Source organism: Desulfosarcina sp. (assembly GCF_041551955.1).
Taxonomy (GTDB): Bacteria; Desulfobacterota; Desulfobacteria; order Desulfobacterales; family Desulfosarcinaceae; genus Desulfosarcina.
This window is the reverse complement of sequence record NZ_JBFELV010000308.1, coordinates 1-5,959: the sequence shown is the minus strand read 5'-3', so window position 1 is coordinate 5,959 and position 5,959 is coordinate 1. Positions and strand designations below refer to the sequence as shown.

Genomic DNA, 5,959 nt, shown 5'->3' with positions numbered 1-5,959 from the left:
GCAGCTATCTGCCCGAACCAATAAGGATCATCGACCGGTGGGGTGATGAAATCGACCGTATTGATCATGGCGATTTCTGGGGAGAGTTGGTAAACCGCCGCATCGTCTGCCGTTTCGAGGCCCACCAGCAGATTGGGATCGGAGGGCGGCACAAGCCCCTCAAGCGCGTCCGACAGAGCCGTCGGACCGATTTTGGCAGCTCAACCGCACGTCCTGGCCAAACCGGTCAATGATTTTTTCTTGAAGAATTTCATGAGGCACCTATATCACATCATCCCCCTTTTGCGGTAGAGCCTGACCACGGCGATGTCCATCACCAAAAACAGGAGGATGGGCAAAAAGAGAAAGATCAGGGTCAGGATGGCTGCCAGGGATCGGTTGGAAGAGGTGAGCAATGGAAACAGGGTCCCAGTAAACGACGCCACGCTGCCGCCGCCGATGAGAAATACCAGAAAATATTCTGAAAAGGCCACCAAAAAAACCACGCTGCCGCCGGCGACCGCCGCCGGGATGAGCAGCGGCAGTTCCACATGCAAAATGATCGCCAGGGTGCCGGCCCCCAGGTTTCGGGCGCACCTGCGGTAGTCTTCCCCCATGGTTTGAAATCCGGCCACCAGCGCCCGGAACATGTAGGGATAGCTGAACATGGCCAGCAGGATGACCACCCCGACCATCGTTTCGGTCAGGGAGAGCCTGATGAACAAGAAGTGGAGGCCCATGGCAAACGTCATCGGCGGAACCAGAGCCGGGGTGAGCAGCAACCCTTCCAGCAGCGCCTTGCCTTTGAATTCGGTCCTGGCGAACACGGCGGCGGGGAACAAGCACATGAAAAGGGTGAGCAGGACGGTAAGCAGAGAAAAGACGAAGGAGGAACCCAGAGAGGTGAGGATCTGCTCGTAATGCCGCACCAGGTAATCGATGCCTTTCAGGGAAAATGTGTCCGGCCAGACATCCGGGAAGCGCCAGCCGGGTGCCAGCCCGGTCAACAGCAGGACGACGACCGGCAGGACGAATAACAGCATTAGAACCAGCAGTGTGCCGACGTGCTTCATAATTTCCTGACCCCGTTTTCCAGGCGCCGGACCACCTTCGAATAGGCGACGATAAAAAGGACGGCAAAACCGAACATGATCGTCAGGATGGCCATGGCTTCGGGCCGCCGGGCCAGGTCGTGTTTGAAGTAAAGATTGTAGACATGGATGCTCAGCATGCCGGGTCGGCTTTCACTCAACAGGTAAGGGATGTCGAACGCCCCGAAACTGTATAGAAAAAGGATGATAAAGCCGGTGTGCATGGCCGGGGCCAAGCGGGGCAGGACGATGCTGGAGAAGATCCGCAGGCCTGACGCCCCGAGCATGGCTGCGGTCTGGACCTGCCGGACATCGAAGCGCACCAGCAGCGCCATGACCAAGAGCATGGCAAAGGGGGTGCCCTTGAGAGTGTAGGCCAGAACCATCCCGATTCCCCAGCCGGAGTAGAGCACGTTGGGAAACGCGTTCATGGACTGGATAAGGCCCAACGAATGGGCCGCCGATGCCAGGATGCCCGACTGGCCCCAAAACACCAGGACGACAAAGGCCACGGCAATGTGGGGCAGGATCAGGGGGATCTTGTAGACCAGGGCGGCAGGGGCCAACCGTTCGGGCAGCTGCCAGACCCGATAGGCCAATAGGGTGCCGACCACCACGGCCAAAAAGGCGGAGGCGGCGGCCACCCCCAAGGAAAAAACGAACGAGGCAAAAAAGGACCGGTCGGTCAAGAGCCTGGCGTAGGCGTCCAGCGCCCCGCCGTCCTGGGGCAGCGGCGTGAGAACGCCAATGGACTGGCACACGGTCAGGAACACCCCGCCGCAGAACAGGACCAGGTATGGCAGGATCAGGGGGCTGAGCCTTAAAAACAGGCTAGTTGTCCAGGACATGGTCTTTCCATCCCTGCTCCAAGGCTTCTAGATAGGCGGACGGAATTTCCGGCACGGCAACGGGGTCCAGCTGATCCGATCCCAGGGTGGCCGGGCCCAGGTCCACGGCCTGGAAGCGCTTCTGGTCCGCCGGGGCAAGGCGGTTTGGATCCAAGGCCGGAAAATCCCCCCAGTTTTCGGGACGGTATTTGGACAGCTGTGCCTCCACGGAGATCAGGAAATTGGCCAGAACCATGGCTCCCACCTTGTTCGGGCTGTTGAAGGGAATGGCCGTAAAATGGGTGTTGTAGATGGATCCGTCCGCCATCACGAAGGTCCGTACGGTATCCGGATAGCTGCCCTCCAAAATCTTGTTCTGGGCGTGCGGCGGGTGGTAGGACATGCCAAAGGCCACCTCGCCCCTGGAAAAGAGCGTGTCCAGAAAAGCGCTGTCCTTGGGATAGGTTCGCCCCTTCTGCCACAGGAAGGGCTCGATGTCGTTGAACCACTCCCACAAGCGGGGGGATTGGCGGGCAAAAAGATCCGGGTCCCAGCCTGCCAGGTATTGCTCGTAGCCACCGGTAACCGCGTAGAAAATCTGACGGATAAAGGCGGAGCCGGTGAAATCCGGCGGTTGGGGATAGGTGAAGCGGCCGGGGTTGGTGCGGACCCACGCCTTTAATTCAGCCACGGTTTGGGGCGGTGTGCCGACCTGGGCGGTGTCGTATTCGAAGACGAACTGGGCCCGGCCGAATGGCGTTTCGTAGCCGTCCACCGGGTAGCCGAAATCAAAGGCCATGCTGTCCGGATCCACAAGCTGCCGAACGTTGGGCAGTTTGTGGGCAAACGGGCCGAACAGCAGGCCCGTCTCCTTCGCGTTCTTGAAGTTCTCCCCGTTGATCCAGAGCAGGTCGATGTTGCCCTTCTTCTTTCCTGCCGCTTTTTCATTGAGCAGTTTGTTGACGAAAACGCCGGCGTCCATGGGGACCCGCACCAGATCGATGTCGTAGCGCGTTTTCATTTCCCCGGCCACATAGGTGTCCACCCAGGTATTGACATGGGCCCAGCCGCCGAACATGTACCACCGGACCTGGCTGCCCCGGGCCTGTTCCTCGATCCGGTCAAAGGGGGTGTCCAACCAGGCGGTGTCCGTCTGTTGGGCCGGCAGAAGACCGGGCAGAAACAACGTGGCCAGCAGGACGAAGCGAATCAATGATGTTTGGGTCATGTTACCTCCTTCAATACGCTTTGAGTGCCAGGGCTACCCGCTGCCCGGGTCTGAACCGATCGTCCTGGCTGTAGACGGTGTAGGTGGTGTCCTCGAAATCGACCGTGTAGGCGGTGTAATGGCCGGCAAAGGTCTTTTCCACGATGCTGCCGGGGCCATCCTCGTCGGGCGTCATGGCCAAATTCTCGGGCCGGGCGAGAATTGGCCCGGACAGGACCTGTCCGGAGGTATACCCGTTGACACGCATCAGCGGAAAAAACCGTTCCGGGATCGTGTTCACCGGTCCCAAAAATTGGGCCACATCCGAAAAGGCGGAGTTGAAATAGACCCGTCTCGGGGTGTCGAACTGCTTGAGGCGGCCCTCCAGCAGGACGCCGATGCGATCCGACATGGCAAAGGCCTCCTCCAGGTCATGGGTCACGCTGATCGTGGGGATGCCGAACGCCTGTTGGGTCTTACGGATAAATCGGGCGGTTTCCATTTTCAGGTTGCGGTCCAGGTTGGCAAACGGTTCATCCAGCAGCAGTACGGCCGGGTTGACAATCATGGCCCGTGCAATGGCCACCCGCTGCTTCTGTCCGGCTGACAGCTGGGATGGGTAGTGGCGGCCCTTTTCGGTGAGCTGGAAATAGTCGAGCATCCGATCCACCCGTTCCGTGATCCGGCGTTTATCCAGGTGCCGGGCGCGCAGGCCGAAGCCGATATTGTCCCTGACCGTCATGGAGGGAAACAGGACATAGTCCTGAAAGACGATGATCACGGGGTGCTTTTGCGTCGGTGGACTTGAAAAGCGCACTTCTCCGGCGTCGGGCGATTCCAGGCGGGCGATGATCGCCAGCAAGGTGGTTTTGCCGACGCCCGAGGGTCCCACGATGGAGACCAGTTCCCGCGGCCCGACGTCGAAACTGATATCTTCCAGCACGGTGCGGTCGTTGAACCGTTTGACTATGTGACGGACGCTAAGATCCATGGGATATCGGCAAGGTATTGTCTGATTTTAGTAAATGTGTCCGCGTTCCGCAGGGGCCGGTCGGTCTGGGTGTACTCATACCAGGCCATGAAACACCATGCCAGGGCCCGCAGCAGAATCGCCTTTTCCATCACCTGGGTTTTCAGGACCAGTTCGTCCATGCTCATTTCCAGGCAGGCCTCCTGGTGGTAGGCGGCAAGAAAGGCCCGCTTCTCCTTCGGCGTCAAGATGGTGTCGCTCTTCCAGAGCGTGGTCGTGGGAACCATAAAATGACCCAGATCCTGGTAGCGGTACGATTTCACGGCCTTTTCCCAGTCTACGAGAAAGGCCCCCGCGTCACTGATCAGAAAATTGCCGGAATTGACCTCGGTGTTCACCAGGCAGAGGTCTTCGCCGACAAACAGGGTCCGGGTCTGGTCGGCCAGTTCTACTATGTTGTCGTAATAGCCCTGGATTTGATTACATTCTTTCTTCAAAGGATGATCGGGAAAACGGTTTAGCAGGCGTTCGCTCTCCCTGGCAATGTCCATCAGCGGATCAGCTTGAACCACCAGGCCCTCGGGCACGAGAGCGGAGTGGACCCGGCCAAAGATATGGGCGGCCCGTTCCAGATCCCGCTGGTAGATCAGGGCCTTGCCGGGCAAGTAGGTCATCAAAAGTGCCCCACCCCCGAGCGGTTCGGGGTGCGGATGGCAGAAAATCGGCCGCGGTGTGACGCCGGATTCGGCCAGGGCTTCGAGCACCTTGTATTCGTATGCGATCTGGTTCTGCCCCAAGCCCAGCTGGCTGCCTTGGTTGATGCGAAATACGCAATGGTTTTTTTTGCCCTTGACCAGATAATTGGCATTGTATTCCCCGGCGGCCAGAAAGGAGACCGAAAATGGCTGCTCGATCCAACCGGAGGTCGTAAGGAATGTTTTTATCTGCTTGAGTTTACCTGGGCCTGCCATGATGCCACCGAGCTCCTGGTCGCGTTCAAGTTTCAGCCGTTCAGTGTCAGTTTAGTGCCGGCTCTATAACATTTTCTCTGCAGTGAGTAAATTTTTTCGGAACCCCGATCATACACCATGTTCCATATGGCCTCCGAATAAACGCCCGGGACTCGTGATCGGACTCGGCAGTATAGACTGAATAGACTCCCCCCAAACCGGCAAGACCCGTTTCAACCCGATAGGTTAAGGCAGTCGCGCACCACGAATATCTTATTAAGATTATGCAAACCTAACAAGTGGATATCAAGCGTTGATAAAAAACGCGTAAAGATTGGGTAAAGACTGGATTAAAAAAAATTCCCGCCTCCGCAAACGGCATCATGCCAAGCGCAATCGATTTTCAAAGGCAGGTACTGAGGCAAAAATCCTTCCATATAGTCCCGAACCGATAATTATCAACCGGTAATCTTGGTGTCATGTTCATGTAAGGATGGGATGGTAGCCTACGACTCAATTAAGTAGGATGCTGATCGTATCGTCCAGGGGTCGGTGAGCGCTGTCGACTTCCTACCCTGCAGCTTCCCCGTACCATATTCCACCCATAAAGGCGCCATGGGAGAAAGGACCGTTAAATGCGTACCGCGGACATCGACCAAATCGTAAATGAAATCCTGACCGATATGTCCCACCGGGAAAATAATATCTCCGCTTCTGCAGACCGTTCATCTGTCCCTGATTTCGAGGATACATTTGGAAAACTGATTCAAGATGATGAATCGAGCAAGGAGGCTATGCGTAAAATCTGGGAGGAGTTAACCCATCCGCATCGGTAGGCATCTGTAAAAGGAAGGGCAGGCCCGGTGTCAGGCCTGCCCCATAGGAGTGATGTTGGATGGTATCGTCTTGCAGATGGTTCTCCGCATAGCGGGGTT

Annotated in this window: 6 protein-coding genes and 1 pseudogene; 1 reads left to right on the top strand and 6 read right to left on the bottom strand. The window is 57.3% G+C overall.

The genetic code is table 11. The annotated features are described in order from the left end of the window. From ABYV26_RS18670 to ABYV26_RS18645, 6 genes and pseudogenes are all read right to left on the bottom strand, one after another. Positions 1-254 (bottom strand): annotated as a pseudogene (locus ABYV26_RS18670) (selenide, water dikinase SelD); the annotation flags it as partial. A 12-nt stretch (positions 255-266) separates the two neighbouring features. Continuing rightward, positions 267-1,052 carry an ABC transporter permease gene (locus tag ABYV26_RS18665; protein ID WP_372682871.1) on the bottom strand — a complete coding sequence of 262 codons (786 nt, stop codon included), beginning with the start codon at positions 1,050-1,052 and terminating at the stop codon, positions 267-269. Then, on the bottom strand, positions 1,049-1,918 hold the full coding sequence (locus ABYV26_RS18660; RefSeq protein WP_372682870.1) for an ABC transporter permease: 870 nt from the start codon (positions 1,916-1,918) through the stop codon (positions 1,049-1,051). Before ABYV26_RS18660 ends, ABYV26_RS18665 begins: the two co-directional genes overlap by 4 nt. Then, complete coding sequence (locus ABYV26_RS18655) at positions 1,902-3,125, bottom strand: ABC transporter substrate-binding protein (RefSeq protein WP_372682869.1); 1,224 nt, start codon at positions 3,123-3,125, stop codon at positions 1,902-1,904. The genes ABYV26_RS18660 and ABYV26_RS18655 overlap by 17 nt, the downstream gene beginning before the upstream one ends. A 10-nt stretch (positions 3,126-3,135) precedes the next feature. Next, positions 3,136-4,095, bottom strand: coding sequence for an ABC transporter ATP-binding protein (locus ABYV26_RS18650; RefSeq protein WP_372682868.1), 960 nt, complete (start codon positions 4,093-4,095; stop codon positions 3,136-3,138). Next, complete coding sequence (locus tag ABYV26_RS18645) at positions 4,071-5,045, bottom strand: aminoglycoside phosphotransferase family protein (protein WP_372682867.1); 975 nt, start codon at positions 5,043-5,045, stop codon at positions 4,071-4,073. Before ABYV26_RS18645 ends, ABYV26_RS18650 begins: the two co-directional genes overlap by 25 nt. Before the next feature lie 614 nt (positions 5,046-5,659). Between ABYV26_RS18645 and ABYV26_RS18640 the strand changes: the two genes are divergently transcribed. Further along, entirely contained in the window at positions 5,660-5,860 is a 201-nt protein-coding gene (locus ABYV26_RS18640; RefSeq protein WP_372682866.1) for a hypothetical protein, read from the top strand. Positions 5,861-5,959: the final 99 nt, after the last annotated feature.